The 21,944-nt window shown below is 42.6% G+C and carries 19 protein-coding genes; 10 read left to right on the top strand and 9 right to left on the bottom strand.

Annotation, left to right across the window (positions count from 1 at the left end; genetic code table 11):
* Positions 1 to 1,299: 1,299 nt before the first annotated feature.
* On the bottom strand, positions 1,300 to 2,097 hold the full coding sequence (locus tag J3P43_RS09720; protein ID WP_255901623.1) for a MerR family transcriptional regulator: 798 nt from the start codon (positions 2,095 to 2,097) through the stop codon (positions 1,300 to 1,302).
* 249 nt (positions 2,098 to 2,346) lie between these two features.
* Positions 2,347 to 2,568, bottom strand: coding sequence for a hypothetical protein (locus J3P43_RS09725; protein ID WP_255901625.1), 222 nt, complete (start codon positions 2,566 to 2,568; stop codon positions 2,347 to 2,349).
* Positions 2,569 to 2,686: 118 nt separating this feature from the next.
* Here J3P43_RS09725 and J3P43_RS09730 point away from each other — a divergent pair, with 118 nt between their 5' ends.
* On the top strand, positions 2,687 to 3,040 hold the full coding sequence (locus J3P43_RS09730) for a hypothetical protein (protein ID WP_255901627.1): 354 nt from the start codon (positions 2,687 to 2,689) through the stop codon (positions 3,038 to 3,040).
* An 815-nt stretch (positions 3,041 to 3,855) separates the two neighbouring features.
* On the opposite strand, the gene J3P43_RS09735 is transcribed toward J3P43_RS09730, so the two are convergent.
* Positions 3,856 to 4,206, bottom strand: coding sequence for a winged helix-turn-helix transcriptional regulator (locus J3P43_RS09735; RefSeq protein WP_255901630.1), 351 nt, complete (start codon positions 4,204 to 4,206; stop codon positions 3,856 to 3,858).
* A gap of 116 nt (positions 4,207 to 4,322) precedes the next feature.
* On the opposite strand from J3P43_RS09735, the gene J3P43_RS09740 reads away from it, so the two are divergent.
* A complete protein-coding gene (locus J3P43_RS09740; protein ID WP_255901632.1) occupies positions 4,323 to 5,279 on the top strand; it encodes an NADP-dependent oxidoreductase in 957 nt (318 codons plus the stop codon).
* 101 nt (positions 5,280 to 5,380) lie between these two features.
* Complete coding sequence (locus J3P43_RS09745; RefSeq protein WP_255901634.1) at positions 5,381 to 5,644, top strand: hypothetical protein; 264 nt, start codon at positions 5,381 to 5,383, stop codon at positions 5,642 to 5,644.
* Between the two features lie 528 nt (positions 5,645 to 6,172).
* Here the strand turns inward: J3P43_RS09745 and J3P43_RS09750 are convergent.
* A complete protein-coding gene (locus J3P43_RS09750; protein WP_255901637.1) occupies positions 6,173 to 6,451 on the bottom strand; it encodes a hypothetical protein in 279 nt (92 codons plus the stop codon).
* Between the two features lie 93 nt (positions 6,452 to 6,544).
* Between J3P43_RS09750 and J3P43_RS09755 the strand changes: the two genes are divergently transcribed.
* Positions 6,545 to 6,787 carry a helix-turn-helix domain-containing protein gene (locus J3P43_RS09755; protein WP_255901639.1) on the top strand — a complete coding sequence of 81 codons (243 nt, stop codon included), beginning with the start codon at positions 6,545 to 6,547 and terminating at the stop codon, positions 6,785 to 6,787.
* Positions 6,788 to 6,809: 22 nt separating this feature from the next.
* Here J3P43_RS09755 and J3P43_RS09760 read toward each other — a convergent pair whose 3' ends face one another.
* The gene (locus J3P43_RS09760; RefSeq protein ID WP_255901641.1) at positions 6,810 to 9,398 is read right to left on the bottom strand and encodes an AAA family ATPase; all 2,589 of its coding nucleotides are present in this window, start codon (positions 9,396 to 9,398) and stop codon (positions 6,810 to 6,812) included.
* A 512-nt stretch (positions 9,399 to 9,910) separates the two neighbouring features.
* On the opposite strand from J3P43_RS09760, the gene lysS reads away from it, so the two are divergent.
* The gene (gene lysS, locus J3P43_RS09765; RefSeq protein ID WP_255901643.1) at positions 9,911 to 11,632 is read left to right on the top strand and encodes a lysine--tRNA ligase; all 1,722 of its coding nucleotides are present in this window, start codon (positions 9,911 to 9,913) and stop codon (positions 11,630 to 11,632) included.
* An 862-nt stretch (positions 11,633 to 12,494) separates the two neighbouring features.
* Positions 12,495 to 12,710 (top strand): hypothetical protein, encoded by a 216-nt coding sequence (locus tag J3P43_RS09770; protein ID WP_255901646.1) that lies wholly within the window; start codon positions 12,495 to 12,497, stop codon positions 12,708 to 12,710.
* A gap of 115 nt (positions 12,711 to 12,825) precedes the next feature.
* On the opposite strand, the gene J3P43_RS09775 is transcribed toward J3P43_RS09770, so the two are convergent.
* Positions 12,826 to 13,389 (bottom strand): tetratricopeptide repeat protein, encoded by a 564-nt coding sequence (locus tag J3P43_RS09775; protein ID WP_255901649.1) that lies wholly within the window; start codon positions 13,387 to 13,389, stop codon positions 12,826 to 12,828.
* A 70-nt stretch (positions 13,390 to 13,459) separates the two neighbouring features.
* Here J3P43_RS09775 and ung point away from each other — a divergent pair, with 70 nt between their 5' ends.
* Positions 13,460 to 14,131 carry a uracil-DNA glycosylase gene (gene ung / locus J3P43_RS09780; protein ID WP_255901651.1) on the top strand — a complete coding sequence of 224 codons (672 nt, stop codon included), beginning with the start codon at positions 13,460 to 13,462 and terminating at the stop codon, positions 14,129 to 14,131.
* A 45-nt stretch (positions 14,132 to 14,176) separates the two neighbouring features.
* Entirely contained in the window at positions 14,177 to 15,382 is a 1,206-nt protein-coding gene (locus J3P43_RS09785; RefSeq protein ID WP_255901654.1) for an MFS transporter, read from the top strand.
* Positions 15,383 to 15,393: 11 nt separating this feature from the next.
* Here the strand turns inward: J3P43_RS09785 and J3P43_RS09790 are convergent, their stop codons facing one another.
* A complete protein-coding gene (locus J3P43_RS09790) occupies positions 15,394 to 16,263 on the bottom strand; it encodes an aldo/keto reductase (protein ID WP_255901657.1) in 870 nt (289 codons plus the stop codon).
* Positions 16,264 to 16,363: 100 nt separating this feature from the next.
* On the opposite strand from J3P43_RS09790, the gene J3P43_RS09795 reads away from it, so the two are divergent.
* A complete protein-coding gene (locus J3P43_RS09795; RefSeq protein WP_255901660.1) occupies positions 16,364 to 17,185 on the top strand; it encodes an ion transporter in 822 nt (273 codons plus the stop codon).
* On the opposite strand, the gene J3P43_RS09800 is transcribed toward J3P43_RS09795, so the two are convergent.
* Positions 17,182 to 17,652, bottom strand: a complete 471-nt coding sequence (locus J3P43_RS09800; RefSeq protein WP_255901663.1) for an Lrp/AsnC family transcriptional regulator — start codon at positions 17,650 to 17,652, stop codon at positions 17,182 to 17,184. The two genes, J3P43_RS09795 and J3P43_RS09800, sit on opposite strands and share 4 nt — an antisense overlap.
* A 95-nt stretch (positions 17,653 to 17,747) precedes the next feature.
* Here J3P43_RS09800 and J3P43_RS09805 point away from each other — a divergent pair, with 95 nt between their 5' ends.
* On the top strand, positions 17,748 to 19,622 hold the full coding sequence (locus J3P43_RS09805) for an Nramp family divalent metal transporter (protein WP_255901665.1): 1,875 nt from the start codon (positions 17,748 to 17,750) through the stop codon (positions 19,620 to 19,622).
* A gap of 6 nt (positions 19,623 to 19,628) precedes the next feature.
* On the opposite strand, the gene J3P43_RS09810 is transcribed toward J3P43_RS09805, so the two are convergent.
* Positions 19,629 to 21,890, bottom strand: a complete 2,262-nt coding sequence (locus J3P43_RS09810) for a TonB-dependent receptor (RefSeq protein ID WP_255901668.1) — start codon at positions 21,888 to 21,890, stop codon at positions 19,629 to 19,631.
* Between the last annotated feature and the right edge of the window lie 54 nt (positions 21,891 to 21,944).

Genomic DNA, 21,944 nt, shown 5'->3' on the forward strand with positions numbered 1-21,944 from the left:
ATGTCCGATTACAACATCATAATGCCCATTACATTGACCCTTCCTGACCCTTCCTAAAAAAACCTGACAGATTTCGGGTTAAAAACTAGATTATGTTTACAGGATCCTTTATCAATCCTGAATCAATTTTACTATTAATTTTTGTTTTACGGTGATGGCTTGACAAGATTTTTTTTATTCCTGTTTTGACTTGTCACCTGCTCTCCTCTTTCCTGAATTATAAGACAGATTCTTTCCCATTTACTGTTTTTTCCTGACAGTGATTATCTTATTCCTGAAATAGCTTGACAGAGCAGTTTCAGCCCGGAGAAAGGCTCCACGCCTTGGTTCGTGGGGACACGAACCAAGGCGTGGAGCCCTGCGGAACTCTACGGACAGTTAGTGATTGTAATAACACGATCCTCTTTTCCGCTCATAGCCGCGGATTGGCCTAGTAACTTTATTCAAGTGGTTTATTGTTTTTAAGCGGCTTTCATGAGCTCCTCTGGTCGGTTTCCTTGATGAAAAGTCACCAAAAATCAAGAACAAAAATATACTCAGCGGTATTTATTCAGGTTGTTTAATGTTTTCTAAGGCTTTCATGAGGGCTACGCCGTTTTGTTCATCCCACCGCTCGCGCTTCGGTTACTTGCTTCAATTTGTTGCTGTAAGTTTTCATGGGTCCTGTGGTTGCCTGCGAGACGTTAATACTGGAAGGGCCACTACTTTACCTCAGTTGATAAAAGAACGACAATAACCTAATTCCGTCATTGCGAGGCTTTAGCAGTGGACCGTGCCCAGGAAGCCGTGGCAATCTCCTACCGACAGAGACGTCCTTTTCGTTTCTATCGGCAGGAGATTTCTCCTATCGTCGAAATGACGAAGGGTGTGATGGTTTCGTTTTCATAGGTTCTGCGCGCTCTCCTTCTCCCCTATAACCCACATCGCCTCGGTAGCCTTCCTCGCCTTGGTTCGTGTCCACACGAACCAATTCAAGCTCCCCCGTAAATCCTTTAAAAAGGAAAATGAATTATCTAACCGTCATAGTACTTCGTCGAAGAATACTAATAACCTGAAAGGCTCAATGTAAGATTTCCGCCTTCATTCGAAGATGTTATATCCATGAACCGAAATAATAAGGTAATTAGGGGACGGCTATGGTGGTTCGTGGGGACACGAACCAAGGCGTGGGAGGAATTGGTGACTTCTCAAACCTAAACGCATAGTTAGCGTCATTGCTATCTGTCGTTCGACATACACTGCGGAACTGTCGAACAGTGGCAGGAAGAGAGGTACTGCTAAGTGCAATACCTCTCTGGCTTATTTTAAACTGCTTCTGGCATAAAAACTCATGGCTTTGTTTAAAAAAGCAGCGAATTCGGGTTGAGATTTACCTTCAATTGTAGTAAACCGTTCATCCTGTAAGTACAAATTCCCAAGGCCCTCATAAGCATCGGCTTGCTTATCTTCTAAGAATTGAGTTCCCCAAAACTTACGGATACTGTTGTAGTGCCTGGCAATTTGTTCCTGAACCTCGTCACTTTCCGGGCTTTGTTCTCTGAGAGAAAATAGAGTTAGCCAAATTTCTCCGCTTTCTGCCTTTAACTCTTCGAAGCCATCTTTGCCTAAACTTCGTAAACTGTTTTCAGAGTGCTCAATTTGTTCTTGCCCATACTTTTCTATGGCTTCTTTTCTGTAAGTCTTTGCCTGTTCTTTTGGCAAGCCTTTGTATAATTCTTCGTGACTTAACATAGTGTTTCCTTTTAAATTTAAAATCGTTTTATCGATGGTCGCAAGTAAGGTAGTAATTCTGCTTCTACGAGCCGCAAGGGCTTCTTTATGACTTTCAAGCGCCTTGATCAAATTGAAAGAAGGATTATCAAGAATGTTTTTAATTTCCTGCAAAGGGAAATCCAATTCTTTGTAAAAGAGAATTTGCTGCAATCTTAATAATTCCTTCTCGCCGTATAACCGGTACCCAGCAGAAGTTCGGGTTTCCGGCTTAAGAAGTCCATTTTGGTCGTAAAGGTGGAGTGTGCGCACACTTACACCCGCCAGTTTTGCAAGTCGCTTTACCGAATAGCCTTTCATGCCTACATCTTTTATAAATGCAAACATAGGCTATGACGTAAGGTAAGAGTCAAGTACTTTTTTAAAATAATTTTTAAACAGGCTTTTACAAGGCTCGGGGTTGGGATCTCTTTCGATTAAGAGACAAGATTGCCGAGTGCTCAATCCAATATAAACACGTCAGTGCCGACTCGATCGGCAATCGTAAAGCCCTATACCCGAATGAAGCCTTAGGATTCCTGCCTGCGCAGGAATGACGACCGACATGATGGTTTCGTTTTCATGGGCTCTCTCCTCTTACTCCCCAATAACACACGTCGCCTCGGTAACCTTCTCCAGCTCTTCTAAAAAGTATAGCATATCTACGGGGCTGATGCTCTCGCGGTGGCTGTAACCGCTTAAGGCCTGATGGAGTACTTCTCTTAACAGGCTGCGGCATTCTGTAAGGCTCCAGGTTTGGAAGAGGTTTTGATGACCTACGAAATATGGCAACAGCGTGGGTATAGATGGCTTTAACAAAACAGTTTATGTTTGTGAAGACAGGACCAATGCCTGGAGTTAATCTGTCTCAATTGTCATTGTCGGACCATTTGATTTCTGTATATTGCAAATACAAAACTCTTATTAACCATATGTTATGAAAATTAACCGCATCTTCTTCTCAACTGTTATTGTGGCTTGCATCGGAACTCTAGGTCAAGCTAAAGCACAATCAAACTTTAATCCTGAATACAAACTAGACCGCGTTGTTTATAACATTTCAGATGACAAAATCAGAGAAGTGCTTGAAAACGAAAAGGAGAAGACAGCATTTAAAAAAGCCCAATCATTGAACAAGCAAACCTTTAAAAAAGAAATAGAACGGATTGAAAGTTTGGTAAAACTTAAGGTAAATCCAAACTTCGATAAGAATCAAATCAAGTTTCAGGTCGATACTACATCAGTAAAGAACCGGTTTTCAGTCGTGACCTTAATTGCAAAGAACGACTGAAAGCTTGTTAGTTCATTGAGACACGAATAAAGGCGGATAACCCTCGCCTTGGTTCGTGTCCCCACGAACCAATTCAAGCTCCCCCGTAAGCCTTTAAAAAGGAAATGAATTATCTAACCGTCATAGTACTTCGTCGAAGAATACTAATAACCTGAAGGCTCAATCTCATCCTGGTTGCATCCAGAAATAAATTTCACCCCGCTCAATGTAAGATTTCCGCTTTCATTCGAAGATTTTATATCCATGAACCGAAATTATAAAGTAATTAGGGATGGCTATGGTGGTTCGTGGGGACACGAACCAAGGCGGGGAGCCCTGCGGAACTCTACGGACAGTTAGTGATTGTAATAACACGATCCTCTTTTCCGCTCATAGCCGCGGATTGGCCTAGTAACTTTTCCTTGATGAAAAGTCACCAAAAATCAAGAACAAAAATATACTCAGCCGTATTTTTGTTCATCCCACCGCTCGTGCTTCGGTTACTTGCTTTAAATTGTTGCTGTATGTTTTCATGGGTCATGCGGTTGCCTGCGAAGCGTTAATGCTAGATGTCAACGGGTTAACTTCAGTTTGATAAAAGAACGACCGCAACATAATTCCGTCATTGTGAGGCTTGGTAGGCCAGTGCGCAGGAAGCCGTGACAATCTCCTTTGCTAGCGCGAGCTTGTAGCTCGTGCTTTTGGCTTGATTTACCTAAACAAGGTACGAGCTACAAGCTCGCACCAGCACCGATCCGATAAACCGTTACTGGATGCTCGCGCTAGCGGGGGGATTTACGACGACGGCTCCCTTATATTAATTCGACACTACTGTACTACTTCCTGGGTCTGAATGCCGGAATTTGGTTTTTATCCATTAGCTCACAAGCCCAGTCATTTAGTTGTGTTATGAATGGAACTAAAAGGCTGCCCGATGCTGATAAGGAATACTCAACACGAGGAGGCACTTCCTGATAAACCTTCCGGCAGATTAGTTCATCGCGTTCCAATTCACGTAAGGCTTGAGTCAGCATTTTTGGAGACACGTTTACCAGATACCTTCGCATCTCTCCGTACCTGATGGTGCCGCGACTTAAAAGCCATAGTATCCTGCCCTTATACTTCCCCCCGATCCGTTGAAACGCATAATCTACGGGACATTGAGCTGAAAGGGATTCTTTTTCCATATTTTTTCTATCTGATAATCAACAATAGTATAGTTTTAGTATGTAGGTTTCCAAAAGGTGCATACTTGACTGATGTATACTGCAAGTATAAGTTTGTTGAAAAAATAAAGCAAATCATGAAAGCAATAATTCTAAATCAAACCGGAGGTGTCGAAAACCTCATAGTCAGCGAAGTGCCTGCACCAGAATTAAAGCCACAGGATGTTCTTGTGCGTGTGAAGGCAATCAGCATAAATCCCGTTGATGCTTATTTACGGGCCAACGAATCGGCCCATCCCCATTTTCTTCAAACCGGGCCTGACGAAAAGCCCATCATTCTTGGATGGGATATTTCCGGGGAGGTGAAAAGTGTGGGCAGCTCAGTAACTAATTTCAAGGAGGGAGACGAAGTTTTCGGAATGGTAAATTTTCCCGGTCACGGCAAAGCCTACGCAGAATACACATCCGCACCGGCTTCTCAACTAGCCAAAAAGCCTGTATCCGTGTCATTCGAAGAAGCGGCCGGAGCCACATTAGCGGCGCTCACGGCATATCAGTCGCTGGTAATTTATGCCCAAATTAAGGCAGGCGACAAAGTGCTTATTCACGCGGCCGCAGGCGGTGTAGGCCATTTCGCGGTACAGCTGGCGAAAGCCTTTGGAGCATATGTAATCGGCACTGCCTCATCCGCAAACAGAGATTTTGTGTTGTCTTTAGGCGCAGACGAGTTCATCGACTATCAAAATGAGAAATTCGAAGAAATCGTAACCGATGCCGATATTATTATCGACTCGCAATATGGAAATCATGTGGAGCGGTCTGTGCAGAGCCTTAAAAAGGGCGGACGCTTGATAAGCTTGCTAACACCTGTTTATGAAGAACTACAAACTGCACTTACAGAAAAGCATGCATTTTATCATCAGCTTCTGGTTCAGTCGAATGGCGAGGATATGCAAGCATTAGCAGCCCTGATGGAGAGCGGAAAGCTAAAAACCCATGTTTCTAAAATAGTTGAGTTTGGGCAGATGGACGAAGCGCATCGTCAAATTGAAACCCGGACAACCCGTGGTAAAGTTATTGTAAAGGGGATTTAACCGGTAATTGGAGTTAATATTGCTGTCCGTAGAGATCTTGCGCTTCGCTCTACGGACAGTGTAGATTGTATAGAAGGCACAAGTACTTTGCGCTCTAGGCTGTGGCTGCATACTTGCGCCAAACTGAGGGGATCTTCAAGAAAGCAGGCGAGAAAAATAACCGGAACAATGAATACCAATTTTGGCAACAAGATAATCATCCGGTACAATGTGATACGAATGATACATTGGATTCAAGGGTGAATTACCTTCATGAAAACCCGGTAAGAGCTGGTTTAGTAAGAAATGTGCAGGATTACGTCTATTCTTCTGCTATTGACTACTATACTGAGGAGAAAGGATTGCTTGAGATGGATTTCGTGTAAGCGAGTCAGAGACTCTTTTTTATTTGTGAATCCGTAGAGCCCTGCGGAACTCTACGGACAGTGAGGATTGGTGATTTGTAATACACGATCTTCTTTCCGCTCATAGCCGCGGATTGGCCTAGTCCTTTTTTCTTGATAAAAAAGTACCAAAATACTTAGCGCAGCGATCTCATTTATGCCTTTTTACAACAATAGACTACACATAAATAAATCAAGAACACAACGAATGCTCAGCCGCCGTTCTGTTCTTCCCACCGCTCGTGCTTCGGATACTTGCTTTAAATTGTTGGTGTATGTTTTCATGGGTCCTGCGGTTGCCTGCGAAGCGTTCATATTAGATGCCTAACTGTTTTTTAACTTAGTTTAATAAAAGAACGACAATAACATAATTCCCGTCATTGTGAGGCTAGGTTAGATTTGTGTGCTGGAGCCGTGACAATCTCCTCTCGACAGAGACGTTCTGTTCGTTTTCATAGGTTGGAGATTTCTCCTATCGTCGAAATGACGTGTGGTATGATGGTTTCGTTTTCATGGGTTCTGTTCTCTGCCTCTCTCCCTCTCCCCAATAACCCACATCGCCTCGGTAACCTTCTCCAGCTCTTCTAAAAAATAAAGCATATCTGCGGGGTTGATGCTCTCGCGGTGGCTGTAGCCGGATAAGGCCTGATGGAGGACTTCTCTTAACAGGCTGCGGCATTCTGTAAGGCTCCAGGTTTGGAAGAAGTTTTCGATGAAGGGGAAGGGATTGGGGATTTCCTCGGAGGTGAGGTGGCAGGGTTGGGAATGTTGGTTTAAAGATGCGTCCATGCGTTTAGATGTTTAATAGCACTAAACTACATACAATTAAATACACATACAAGTATGTGTGATAAAAATATTTAGTTATACTTATTTAGCTATGTGGAAGCCAATAACAATATAGAAGCGATAGAGCAATATATCATTGATGCTGTAAGACAGAGAAGAACTGCTTTGAAAATCTCACAGGAGAAATTGGCCAATGAGCTAAACGTTTCTAAAGGATTTATTGCAAACGTAGAAAACTCAAACTACCGCGCTAAATATAATTTTAAGCATCTTAATGAATTAGCAAAGATTCTTAAGTGTTCGCCGAGGGATTTCTTACCCGAACAAGCACTGTAGTATAACACTACTTTGATTGATTTTAATTATAGGTCGTCTGAAATGCTTTCAATCTCGCTTTAAAGCCATCTTTCCAGTTAGAGTAGTCAGTTATATCTTGTTCCATTACACTTTTTCCCGGTAATAGTGGAATTGTAGACGTTCCTCCATCATGTTCCGTTATTGAATATTTTCCAAATAATTGCAACAATAAGTCAACATCGTTTTGCTCGGTTACTATATAACTCGATAAATTCCCCTTCTTTAGATGAATGTTTTTTGAAAATCGTTCATATGTTTTATTGGAAAGAATCTCTTCAACTGAACGCTCCAACAGCATTCTAAATCTTTTTCGTGCTGAATCTAATTTTGTTTCTCTTCCGTGCGAGTCTGTTATTTGCAATGAGTCGTGCTCTCTTAAAATTCTGCGTATAGAATCTATTCTTTCCTGCACATTTTTGGCTAAAAAAGGAATTTCATCTGTTACTATCCCACTAATGCCATTATACTTATCAATACCAATAACATGACAGTCATCTAAATTAACTGATTTTTGGGTGTCGATTAATAATCGCAAAAAAGATAAGTCGTGGGTCAGAACAACAATTTGTCTATCCTGGGATAACTCTACAATTTTGGTCGCTATTAAATCTCTATAATCCATATCTAAAGAAGTCACAGGATCATCAAAAATTATAGAATTTTTTCGACCATCTATTGTACATTCAGCAAAAAAGTTTGACAAGGCAACAACTTTTTGTTCTCCCTCACTCAAGATAGAGTTAATAGAATCTTTTATGCCGTTTAAACTACATTTTTGGTATGTGCTTCCGTGAGACGTCCTTGTTTTTGATAACAATACTCTAGTCGCTAATTCCCTATTAAAATAACTTAAGTGATTTATAAATTCCTGGTGTTGTAGATTGACCGCTTGATCTTCCATTAAATCGCCGATTTTCTTTGAAACAATACTAGTATTTAATTGCGATTGGCAGCTGTTAACCCAAATTTTGTATTTGTATTCGTCAAAATATCGTAGAATGATAGTTTTGTTATTAAATAGAAATTCTTTAACTGTTAATTCGTTATGTTCCGTTATGTAGGCATTTCGATTTTGAAGTAAGCCCCTATTTTGTTGAATTTGTGCATCTATGTTCAATATTAAACTATTGATTGTTGAAGATAAAATTTTACGATTGATAGGTATTTCTGAGCCATTCTGCAAATAATTCACTAAGGAAGTCTTCAATTCAGATATTGATTTAGTAAATTCTTTGTATTTATCTGGAAAGTCTTGGATATATTGGGTTATTTCTTTGAAGTTTTCGTATGGTGGAACATTCAATGAATCATATAAATTTTTCTTTTGTTGAATTTCTCTCTGAACCGCACTCAATTGAGTTGATACATCATTCAAAATAAACTGATTAAACCCTTTCAATCGTTCTTGAGCGATATCGTCCAAATCCTGTTGACACAACACACACTTTTCTAAGGAGCCTAGTGAAGGAAAATTTTGCCCGTCAGACATTTCACTGGTATGCGCGAAATTTTTAGCAGCTTCCCAAAGTGTTCTCCAAGGATTAGTACCGAAACCTTCAATAGTATTTAAGTTCTTTAAATCATTTGCTGCAATGCTGTATGCATGCTTAATACTTTCATATCTAACTCGTAAACCTTTAATTTCCTCAATAATTGGGTCACTAAAACTTCCTTCTATCCTTTGAAATTGTTGAACATAATTTTCAATCCGAGATTTAAGTCCTGATAGATTTTGTATATTTTGTTGTGGGTTTTGAGTATTAATCAACGTTAATAGCTCCTGTTTCCTGTCGATATTGGTTTGGTCAAATTGAATATAATTGTCAATATCAGATTTGGAATAAGTTTCAATACTAGAATACCATTGAGCAGTAGTTGTTAAATTTAAAGATTGATTTATGGCCGGCTTGCTCGTATTATAAACTGCTATTTCAGAAGTAAGAGCTTGAGAAATTAGATTCAACACTGAAATAAGTGTTTCCAATACATCTATTCCTATAGGCTTATATTCAGTAGGATTCTCACTATTTATATATATCCCGGCACAATCAGTATCGAATACAAATATAGAACTGAGCGATGGATGAGTAGGTGAGTTCTCTGTCCATTGAAAATTTATGGTTGAACCATTTTCCTCAATTACAAAATCAACTTTTTGCTGGTTAGTTGAGGGAGTGAAAACGTTTTTCTTCAAGTTAATACTTGGATTTCTACTCCAACATAGTTTTTTTAATATCTTAGAAAAACTCGATTTGCCTGAGCCATTATTGCCATACACAACAGTTAAACCCTCACTGGAAAAATTTAAATGCCCTTGATTATATAAAGCACAAATGTTTACGGGATTACTAATGCTTATTATTTTAGGATAAACAGCTCCTGCAGTTGAAAGAGTTGGGATATGGGTGCTGTTTAAAGGAATTGGATTCAGTGTTATACCATTCTGGCCATTTTCTTTTTTTAGTAGTTGCACTAATTCATCAATATCATTTTGAGTTATTGAGGAACTGGATATTATTCGTCTTAATGCATCTTTAATATAGTTAGGTCTGTTTTGTGACCAATTTAATATTTCTTGGTAAATGGACATGGAATATAATTGTAATAGTTTCGGTTTTATAGGCGCTTGCAACTCATCGTTAACTCGACATATACAGGTTAACATTAAAGATGAACTATGATAAAATTAGTAAAAAGCACGAAAATTCCAATCACTGAATTACCTTGGAACTATCGATCTTAATCGTTTCGGTTTACAAGGATGAATTAGGTATATGAACTCTCTCCTGACAGTTCCCATAAAGCACCTACCTCTCAACCTAAACCCGACAGCACGGATACCGGCCTGTGGCTAATGCCTGCGCAGTATGAGTAATGGCGGGGCTTCAGCCTCCGAAGAGAGACAGACCTTCCGTTTTCCATAAAATAAGTTGAAAGTTATGAGTTGAAGGTTGAAAGTATCCCCGCGCTCATCCCGTACCATATTACTTACCAACCTTATTGATACTTGCGCTGCAAATTGTACTTTTGCAGAAAGTGCATGATGTGCAAAATTAGCACAGATTTCACATGTTTAATTTGCATTAATAAAACACCACCCCCATGAGTATCGGCCTTTCCGAACAAGAAATATTACGCCGTGAGGCATTGCTGGAGCTTCGTAAACTGGGCATTGAGCCCTACCCTGCCGAGGCGTACGAAGTAAATGTTACCGCTAAGGATATACACGATAATTACGAGCGGGATAAGACATCGTATAAGAACATCAGCTTTGCGGGCAGAATAATGACGCGCCGGATTATGGGCAGCGCCAGTTTTGCCGAGTTGCAGGACAGTACTGGTCGTATGCAGGTGTACTTGAAGCGCGATGATATTTGCCCGGGCGAGGACAAGACCTTATACAACACGGTGTTTAAGAAGCTGATGGATATTGGCGATTATGTGGGTGTGAAGGGCTATGTGTTTACTACGCAGACGGGCGAAATTTCTATCCACGTGAGCGAGATGACGCTGCTGGCTAAATCGCTGAAGCCGCTGCCGGTTGTGAAGCGTGATGATGAGGGCAATATTTATGATGGCTTTACGGATCCGGAGATGCGCTACCGTCAGCGGTATGTGGATTTGACGGTTAACCCGGATTTAAAACAGATTTTTATGAACCGCAGCAAGGTGATTAACACCATGCGGTCTTACTTTGATAACCAGGGCTGGATGGAGGTGGAAACACCGATTCTTCAGCCTATGCATGGCGGGGCGGCGGCGCGTCCGTTTGCTACGCACCACAATACGCTGGACATGCCTTTGTTTTTGCGCATCGCCAATGAACTTTACCTGAAACGCTTAATTGTTGCGGGTTTTGACGGGGTGTATGAGTTTGGCAAGATGTTCCGCAACGAGGGTATGGACCGCACGCATAACCCGGAGTACACCGCAATGGAAATCTACGTGGCTTACAAGGATTATGTGTGGATGATGGCCATGGTGGAGGAGTGTTTGGAGAAGGTGGCTGTGGCGATTCATGGTTCTTCTAAGGTACCGGTCGGCGAGCATGTGCTGGAATTTGCCGGTCCGTACGAGAAGCTGACGATGTTTGAGTCGATACAGAAATATACCGACATTGATGTTTCGGCCATGAATGAGGATGAGCTGCGTGAGGTTTGCAAGAACCTGAACATTGAAACGGACCCGAGCATGGGCAAGGGTAAATTAATTGATGAGATTTTTGGCGAGAAGGTGGAAGCAAACCTGATTCAGCCGACATATATTACTGATTACCCGGTAGAGATGACTCCGCTGGCGAAAAAGCACCGAAGCAAAGAGGGACTAGTAGAACGTTTCGAGCTGTTTGTGATGGGTAAAGAGATTGGTAACGCCTATTCTGAGCTGAATGATCCGATTGATCAGCGGGCGCGTTTGGAGGATCAATTGGTGTTGGCGGGCAGAGGTGATGATGAAGCGATGGCGATGGATGAGGATTTCCTTCGTGCGCTGGAATATGGTATGCCTCCTACGGCTGGTTTGGGGATTGGTATCGACAGGTTGGTGATGCTGATGACGAATCAGAGTACGATTCAGGAGGTGTTGTTCTTTCCGCAGATGAGGCCTGAGAAGAAAGCGAAGGTTGCTTCGGTGGAGGATTTTACGGAGATTGGGGTTCCGGCGGAGTGGGTTCCGGTGTTGATGAAGATGGGATTTAATAGTGTTGAGGAGTTGAAGGCGGGGAATCCGAATAAGGTGTTTAATGATTTGGGGGGGATGAGGAAGAAATTGAAATTAGAGATTGGGATACCGAGTAAGGAGGATGTGGATAAGTGGTTTAAATAACTATCCGATATGATTACCAGATGCCTGCGAGAACCGCGGGCATTTTTGTTATAGGTTGGGTCTGTGCGAGGAGGTGCTTTCGACCCGCTCATTGCCGCGGGAATGGCTAGTCCTTTTGGCTTGAGCCCAAAAGGACCAAAAACCCAAGGCAACAACGAAGCTTCAGCCGCACAGGGCAAAACTCCCGGCCCGCCGTTCTTGCCAGCCCAACGCGCGGGCATTCTCTTAGGTTGATGGGGCTGGATTAAACGACGCTTTACTGACTAGATGCAAAAACTGACCGAAAACCTGATGCGCTTTACTTTTACGGTAGAAGGACAACTACCCTAACAAAGGACAGACAACCCAAACATCTTTCCCGACGGCAACCGAAGCGCGAGCGATGGGATGAACAGAAATGCGGCTGAGCTTATTTCTGTTCTTGATTTTTTGGTACTTTTTTATCAAGAAAAAAGGACTAAGCCTGCCCGGCTATGAGGGCAAAAGGTACAACTACAAGGATCGCAATTAGATATGATGCATGTTGATGAAGATGGGATTTAATTCGGTGGAGGAGTTGAAGGCTGGGTATCCGAATAAGTCCCAAAGGGCCTCCTTTGGAGGTGTTTAATGATTTGGGGAATTGAGATTTAACTTAAATTATACGTAAAAACCTCCATTTCGCTCAAGTACTTCTACCTGATTTAATTAAAAACCACAAAATCTTTATCCCCCTGAAAAACAATGCCAAAACTCTTTTGGTTATTCGTTTGACTAATTCTCTCAACATTGTCTTTAAAACTTTCCTTAACAAAAGCTTAAAGCCTTGTAAATAATTATTTCACAACCCTTATTTATTTTTATATCGAGAAAACGTGTACGTATGAAATTGTCTACAATCGAGATTACTGAGAACGAGTACTTAATTAAGTTAAGTAAAGAAAATTTTGACCTTGCATTTATCAATCAATTGCTAAAAAGAATTCAATCGGAAGTGCTGTTTTCCTCTTTTAAGCATGTTGATCAGGATGACGACCTGAAGAGCCGCAATGGTGGAGCTGAGAGAGGATCTTATTACAGTCATTTAGACGAAAAATAAAAGCCCGGAAAAGGTTCCGGGCAAGAAAGTGATTATGCTCTTAACAAATCAGCAGAGATGCCTTATGAACATCCGCTGAATGTTTCGAAGGGCTCCACAGATGGAGCTGTGAATCCTATCTTCCTCTGAAGCCGCCTCCTCCGCCACCTCTTTGTATTACCGTTTTATCTAACTGACCCATTTGGCCTTGCATCATTTTAATCTGCTCGGCCAGGAGCTTGTTTTTATCTGCCTTTTTTGCTTCCTGTAAATACATGGTTGCCTCGCGCTTATTGCGCTTTGACATAGCAATACCCGCCAGACTAAGTTTTGCAAGGGCAATATTATGATCCATCGTCATGCCCATAGCAAGAGCCTTTTTGAAATACTTCTCTGACTGAAGCGGCGCTTTGCGCGACTCAATTAAGCCTATCAGCAAGTGGTAATAACCATGCTGTGCCTGAATAAGCTCTCTTTCATAATTCTTGATTTTTCTCAGCCACTCTTCTGCCTTATCCATATTCTCTTTTCGAAGGAAATATTGGGCGATCAGCATTTTTTCGTTAAAGAAGAAAGTAACCGCTACAATAAGCGCAAGCAATACTAAAAGTATCCCCCAGCCCCAATAGCCGAAGAAGAAGAGCGCAACTGCAGATCCGAAGAATGCAAAAGCTATTATTAACCGTATGAAATTTGGCATTATTTAAATCTTAAATTTGAGCAGCAAATATCCGCTTATTTAACCGCTTAACAAACAAAAACCGAAAAATATGGCAGTTCAATTAGAAGAATCGTGGAACAGGGTTTTGGGTGATGAGTTCGAAAAAGAGTACATGAAGAAATTAAAGGCTTTTCTGCTGAAGGAAAAGCAGGAAGGAAAGACTATTTACCCTCCCGGGAACTGCATTTTCAATGCCTTTACACATACTACTTTCGACAAAGTTAAAGCGGTTATTATCGGCCAGGACCCTTACCACGGACCCAATCAGGCGCACGGGCTGGCATTTTCGGTTCAGAAAGGAGTAGCCATTCCTCCTTCATTGCGAAACATTTATAAAGAACTGCAAACTGATATCCCCGGTTTTAAAATACCTGCGCACGGCGAGCTCACCAAATGGGCTGATGAGGGTGTATTATTGCTCAACGCCACTTTAACCGTGCGCGCCGGCGAAGCGGGTTCTCATCAGAAAAAGGGCTGGGAAGAATTTACGGACCAGGCAATTAAAGTTGTAGCGGAAAAAAAAGAAGGAATTGTGTTTTTACTTTGGGGGAGGTACGCGCAATCAAAAGCAGCTTTTATTGATGATAATAAGCATTATATTCTCAAAGCGCCCCACCCTTCGCCCCTGGCACAGGGCTTTATTGGGTGTAAACATTTTTCGAAGACAAATGACATCCTCGAGAAGGCTGGAAAAAAGAGAATTGACTGGCAGCTAGAGTAACCATTAAAACATCCGTACCAATACACAAACTGTATTTGTATCTTCATGAAAACGCTTTTTCAACTCTACTTAAGTTCGTACCGCGGTTTGACGAAGCCGGCCTGGATGCTCGCATTAATCATGCTCATCAACCGGAGCGGAGCTATGGTGATTCCGTTTCTGAGTGTGTATATGACGCAATCGCTTAAGTTCAGCCTTAAAGAAACCGGGATTGTACTTAGCTGCTTTGGAATAGGCGCCGTTTGCGGTTCGTGGCTGGGAGGTTGGCTGAGCGATAAAACCGGACATTTTAAGATCCAACTGCTTACCCTGGTAGCCTCTATACCTGTTTTCTGTTTATTGCCTGAACTTAAAACTCCTTTATTACTAGCCGTAGGTGTGTTCTTTTTAAGCCTGATTACCGAAACCTTTCGTCCGGCGAATTCTGTCGCCATTGCCTCGTATACTAAACATGAGCACGTCACAAAGGCCTTTTCACTAAACCGGATGGCAATGAACCTCGGCTTTTCAATCGGCCCTGCATTGGGTGGCTTCCTTGCTATTTTCTCATTTAGCTGGCTTTTTTATGGCAATGCTCTCACTGCAGCACTGGCAGCAATCGCCTTCTACTGGTTTTTCCATAAGCTTCCCGAGATAGAGGCAGTAAAGAAGAAAAACGCTGAAAGTTTTGATGAAAAGGGTAACATATCACCCTGGAAAGACGGCTACTTTATTATTTTCAGCGTTTTATCGGCCTTTTATGCGATATGCTTCTTCCAGCTTTTAAGTACTATCCCGGTTTTTTACCGGCAAATACATCACATGAGCGAATGGGAGATCGGATTAATCCTCGCCTACAGCGGACTCGTAGTTTTTTCGCTCGAAATGCCGCTAGTGCATGTGGCGGGAAGAAGGCTCAGTGGATCGGCTGTTATCATTCTCGGCACCCTCCTTTGCGGACTTTCATTCCTGATGCTCCTGCTGCCAGGCAAATACCTGGTCCTGTATACCTCAATGTTTGTGCTCTGCGTTTCTGAAATCCTTGCAATGCCCTTTATGGCTACAGTAGCTATCAAGCGCTCTTCATTCGCTAAGCGAGGTGCTTATATGGGTATGAGCTCTCTGGCCTTTTCCGTTTCGCACATTTTCGCGCCCTATTTTGGCACAACCGTTGCCGAAGCTTATGGCTTTCATACTCTTTGGATCTGCACCGGTATTTTAAGCGTTCTAACCGCCATTGGCTTTTGGGCTGTTATGAAGAGGTTGGATTAATCGGCTACTTCTTACCCCGAGATCTCAGCCGATCTCAGTTTCTCCAGTTCCTCCATATCTTCCGGAGACAGAGCAATTGCTCCTGCGGCAAAGTTTTCCTCCAGGTGCTCGACTTTAGATGTGCCTGGAATTAACAGAATATTAGGGGCATGATGAAGCAACCAGCTTAAAGCAATCTGATGTGGGGTTGCATAGTATCTCTCACCGATCTCAGTTAAAGTATCCAGCGCCTTTACATTTCCTCCGCCCAGAGGATACCATGGGATGAAAGCTATATCGTTTTCCCGGCAATACTCCAGTTCTGGCTCGTACTTACGGTTTTCAACGCTATACATATTCTGAACCGATACTACTTTTACAAACTCCTCTGCTTTGGTGATCTGCTCGACGGTAACTTCCGAAAGGCCAATGTGCTTAATTAAGCCTTCCTCCTGCGCCTGCTGCAGAAACTCCAGAGACCGTTCGAACGGAACTTCCGGGTCAACACGATGCAATTGGTAAAGATCGATCCGGCTAAGTCTCAATCGTTCAAGACTACCTTCTAAAGCTTCTTTCAAATGTTTCGGATCGGAATTGATAGGCCATTCATTAGGGCCGGTTCTTAACAAGCCGCCCTTGGTACCTATTACTAACCCTTCCGGATACGGATGAAGAACCTCGGCTATCAGCTCTTCAGAAACATTGGGGCCATAACTGTCGGCAGTATCAATAAAATCGATTCCTAGTTCAACCACACGTTCCAAAACACGTATAGCCTCGGCCCTGTCTTGCGGCGGTCCCCAAATGCCCGGACCAGTGATCCGCATTGCCCCGAATCCCATTCTATTGATGGTAAGATCCCCCCCGAGGGGGAATGTTGTTTGATATTTTACTTCAGTCATCTCGATCGCTTTTTAGGTTTAACAGTCTGCTTCCAATCTCGTTTTTATATAATTACTTTGCTGCGTTAAACTTTTGTCAATTTCTGTATGTTAAGCAGCAATGCCAGAGGAAACTTTTAGAGAGCGGGTTTACACCATCATCTTTCATTCGGATACCCCCGGAGGCAGACGGTTTGATGTCATCCTGTTGTGGCTTATTCTTCTGAGCATGCTTTCCGTTTTCCTGGAAAGTGTTGCGTCGGTGAGGAAAGAATATTATCCAATTATTACCGCTGCAGAATGGCTCTTTACCATCGTTTTCACTATCGAATACATTCTACGGCTGTATAGTTATCCGCGCAGATTTAAGTACTTCTTCAGCTTTTACGGCATAATAGACCTTTTAGCGATTATACCGGGCTACCTTGGGCTTCTAATTCCTAACTTACAGTATCTTCTGGTGATCAGAGCTCTCCGCCTGCTTCGGGTTTTCAGGATCTTAAAACTTACACGCTACCTGAACGAAGGCGATGTGTTAAAGCAGGCTTTGAAAGCCAGCATGTACAAGATTGTGGTATTTCTGGCTACGGTCGTTACACTGGTAACTATAGTTGGCACGATGATGTATGTGATTGAAGGTGAAAAAAATGGCTTTACCAGCATTCCTACTTCAATTTATTGGGCCGTAGTGACCATCACTACTGTAGGATATGGCGATATTTCGCCCGAAACATCCCTGGGACAGTTCCTGGCCGGAGTATTAATGATCATAGGTTATGGCATCATTGCAGTTCCTACCGGGATAGTATCTGCCGAGATGACAAAGGCCTCACAGGTAGCTTTAAAGCCTTGCCCGAAATGTAATAACCTGGTATCTCCCGCCCAGGCGCGCTTTTGTTCCAATTGCGGAGAACCGATTTCCTCCTCTCAGCCGTCCGCTTAATAGTCGCGGGGAAGCACCGGCTCATGTTTGCTGGTGGAGAGGATCATCATGGTTTGGAAAGTTTTGATTACGCTTATCTTACTAATTTTCTCCATAATCAATCTTTCATACGCCTTGATGTCTTTTACATAGATCTTAAGGATAAAATCACATCCGCTGGTTACATGATGACATTCTGTAACCTCTTTAATTTGTTTCACCTCTTCTACAAAGGTTTCAATGGCATTATCACGATGAAAGTCCAGCTGAATTTGTATAAACGTTTTTATGCCAAGCCCCAAAAGCTCTTCATCGACAATGGCATGATAGCTTTTTATCAGGCCGGCATTCTCCAGCTTGCGCACACGCTCCAGGGTTGGGGCGGGCGACAGTCCTATTTCATGTGAAAGCTGTAAATTAGTTACCCTTCCGTTTTCCTGGAGTAACTTCAGAATTTGCAGATCTATTTTATCAGGTTCGAATGCCATAAGAGTTTATTGCTCCAAATTAAAACAATTTCTTTGTAAAATTATTTTTAGACTAACCTAATTTAATTATTAGATTTACAAAACATAGTAAGGTGATGGCAGAAAGCAAATATAACGAGTCCTTAGAAGAAGTTCACTCTACCGTTGGAACCGCAGGAAAAAGGGGATGGAGGAAGCTTTTAGCCTTTGTGGGGCCGGCTTATCTGGTAAGTGTTGGGTACATGGATCCGGGTAACTGGGCAACCGATATTGCCGGCGGAAGCCAGTTTGGCTATAGACTACTCTGGATTCTGTTAATGTCAAACCTCATCGCTTTGTTGCTCCAGTCGCTAAGCGCACGACTGGGTATTGTGAAGGGTCTTGACCTGGCACAAGCATCACGAAATGCCTATCCCTCCTGGGTTAACTACCCCTTATACGTCTTAGCACAAATTGCAATCATTGCGTGCGACCTGGCAGAAATCATCGGAATGGCTATCGGGCTTAACTTACTTTTTGACCTGCCCCTGATCTGGGGTATTTCGATCACTGTTCTGGATACCTTCCTGCTTCTCTTTCTTATGAATAAGGGAATGCGGATGATGGAGGTGTTTATCGTTTCGATGGTATTTATAGTGGGGGTTTCTTTTTTGGCAGAAATGTTAATTGTTCAACCGGCATTTAATGAGGTGGTTAGGGGACTGAAACCCTCTGCCTTAAGTGGTAACGCGCTGTATATTGCAATCGGAATCATTGGAGCTACCGTTATGCCCCATAATCTGTATCTCCACTCATCTCTGGTTCAAACCCGCAAGATCGAAAAAAACCGAAAGGGAATACTGGAGGCTCTGAAATTTAACCTGATAGACACTACGATAGCTCTTAACCTGGCTTTCCTTGTCAATGCATCTATTCTTATTCTGGCCGCAACCGCTTTTTATAAAAACGGCTTTTTTGAGGTAGCGGAGATCCAGGATGCATATAAATTATTAGAAGACATTTTTGGCTCTCTGGCTCCTACCCTGTTCGCCATCGCGTTAATTGCTTCCGGCCAAAGCTCGACCATTACGGGTACCCTTGCTGGACAAATCGTAATGGAAGGACACCTAAATTTGCGAATTGCACCCTGGTTGCGTCGTTTAATTACACGCTTACTGGCCATTACTCCTGCATTCTTTACCATCCTTTATTTTGGTGAAGATGCGCTTGGGGAATTGCTGGTATTGAGCCAGGTTGTGTTAAGTCTGCAGTTGGGTTTTGCTATTATACCCCTTATTCATTTTACTTCTGACAAGAAACTGATGAGCGAATTTGCCATAAAACCATGGGTAAAAATACTCGCCTGGATCAGCGCCTTAATCATTGTGGGACTGAATGTAAAACTGGTTTATGAAGAAGTATACAGCTGGCTATCGAGCACCTCAAACGCCTGGTGGATTTATGTTTTTGTTTTTCCGGTTATCCTCGCTGTAGGAATACTACTTCTTTATGTTCTGATATCGCCCTTTGTTAAACACTCCGAACATAAGCACTCTAATCTTCCGCACGGCGAAGCCTTGTCGATCGGAGAAGTAGGAGACGTAGCTTACGGTAATATTGGCATCCCTGTAGATTTTTCAGACAATGACAGAAACACGATCAGACATGCCCTAATCCAGGGTGGCAAAGATGCTCAATACTACCTGATCCATATTGTAGAGACGGCAGGAGCCCGCTATCACGGCGACAAAGTGCTGGATTATGAAACCCAAAGCGACACCGATAATCTGGAGAAATACAAGGTAAATCTTATAGAGCTCGGCTATCACGCAAACATCTTAATCGGCTACGGAAGCGCTCCGGGAGCTATTGCCTCGATAACCAAAAAACACAATCTTGATCTCCTGGTAATGGGAGCTCATGGCCATAAAGGGATAAGCGACTGGATCTTTGGAACAACGCTGGACTCGGTACGGCATAAGGTGAAAATCCCGGTGTTGATAATCCGCTAACCGCCGTTACTTCTTAATAGTATACCTAAGCCCGAAAAAGCCTCTTATACCCTGATTTGGAGCATATATGTAAGTCGGATCGAAGGTCAGAGCATAAGGATTGGAAGAGGTCTGCCTCACCTGACCGGATGAATCATATTCGACCTGACGATCAAACGGATCATTCGCTCTCGCGATTAAGAAAGGGTTCCTTTTATTCGGAGTCCAGTTAAGGAGGTTTTTTACACCTCCGTATAATTCTAATCCCTTAAGTCCCGAAAAGGTAAACTGTATGTTTTGAATACTCCAAACCGGAGACCTTCTTTCTCGGGGATCCAGGTCGCCCAGATAAGGCAGATCCATCGGGCCATAAACATTTCCGGTATAGTCTACCGCCAGATCCAGCTTTTTTAAAGGGAAGGAAACCGACCACGTCCCCATCCAGGATTCGGTCAATAACTGTTTATCTTTTATCCCGGTCTCTTTGCTGTATACATCCATAAGAGTAGCGCCAAGCATAAATTTCAATCCGTTGGAATATGCCAGATCTATATTGGCGCTTAGTCCTTTCGAAATGGCAAAACCTCTCAGGTTATCGTATATTATTGCGTCAGGGTCAGTTTCATAGTCGGCAATAATGCGGTTATTAAAGCGCGTTAGCCAGGCGGTGGCATCGAACGTAAGTGACGTATTATTAGCGGTATATCTTTTCGTTAAAAAATTTAAGTTCACATTATAACTTTTCTCAGGTTTTAATTCCTCGGCTACTATCACATCTCTAGCGCCGGTGAGCGCTGCATGATCTTCTGTAAACAGATTGACTACCCTGAACCCGGTACCAGCATTAAGACGAAGCACGGAATTTTCTGCCGGCTTCCATTTATAGGCAAATCGTGGCGTCAGTATATTTCCATGGTTCGAATTATAATCATATCGCATGCCTAGTAAAACGTTATGTTTTTCATGGAGAGTGATCTCATCCTGAAGGAAAATCCCGGGCAACCATATATTATCGGGCTGCTTAGCAGTTGCAATGGTATTGTCGTTGTAATAAGTGTACCTGTTGGCTATCCCTGCTAATAAATCGTGCTGTTTTATTTTCTTATCCCAGGTTAACTGGGTAAAAGCTATATGCTGAGTTGCATTAAAGAGTGTGGTGCCATACACAGAGTTTTGCTTATGGTGGTTGTATGAAAATGAAAACATCATTTTTTCTTTTACCGGAAGCTGGTAAGATCCTAAAAACTCCAGCCGGTTGGTATATATACTTTCACCGTACTTGATATCTCCTCCCCTAAAGTTCTTCGTCCAGTCCATTTCCCCGCCCCAGCGATCTTCATAGAAATAACGTGCTGCCAAAGAGAACAAACGGTCCTCCTTTCGGCTGAACTGCCACTTTTGAAACAGGGATGCACGATGCTGTAACGTCACGTCAGTAAAATTATCGCCGTTCTTGTCGACAGGATTCTGATAGTTAAAATAGTTAAAGCCTGTAAGGATCGAGGCCTTACCCGCTTTAAGCTTAAAGCCAATATCGGTATTCACCTCTCCCCAGTTGGTAGAAAACACGTCGGCGGTAAAAACGGGGGCACTGCCTGGCGATTTAGTGATGATATTAATCAGGCCACCTACCGCTTCAGATCCATATAAAGATGATGCAGGGCCTTTAACAATCTCCACCCGGTCAATTAATGAATTCGGAATTCCTGATAAACCATAAACCGTCGACAAACTGCTTACAATGGGCATCCCGTCGATCAGCACCATGGTGTAAGGGCCCTCAAGACCATTAATATGAATATCGCCGGTATTACAGACGTTGCAGTTGAGCTGTGGCCTTACACCATTCACATTCTGTAAAGCGTCGAATATAGAGGGCGTAGGGTTCTTATGAAAAAATGTATGATTGTAGATTTCGACGGGAACCGCGCTTTCGAGCCTGCTCACTTCCTTGAGCGTACCCGTGATCACTACTTCCTTTAATCGGGACACTTCCTGTTTTAGCTCAAAATCGGCCGTTTTTACAGAATCTGTTTCGAATACTTCTATTGATTTAAATAGTGGACTGTAAGAAACAGCTGTAACCCGAAAAATATATTTCCCGGGCTTGATCTGATCGAACCTGTAAATGCCGACGCTGTCGGTAGAGGCAGATACATTCAGCTCGGCGATTTTGACGGTTGCGAAAGGAACCGGTATGCCCTGATCTGATACCACACCTGTAATTATTTGTGAAAACAAGGAACCTGACCATAACATTAAGCTCCATAATCCAATAAAGTTCTTCATGTCTTACAATCTAAATAAGAATAGCAAAACTAATTATTTAGATTAACCTAACAA

This window comes from Paradesertivirga mongoliensis (genome assembly GCF_024436395.1).
Lineage (GTDB): Bacteria > Bacteroidota > Bacteroidia > Sphingobacteriales > Sphingobacteriaceae > Paradesertivirga > Paradesertivirga mongoliensis.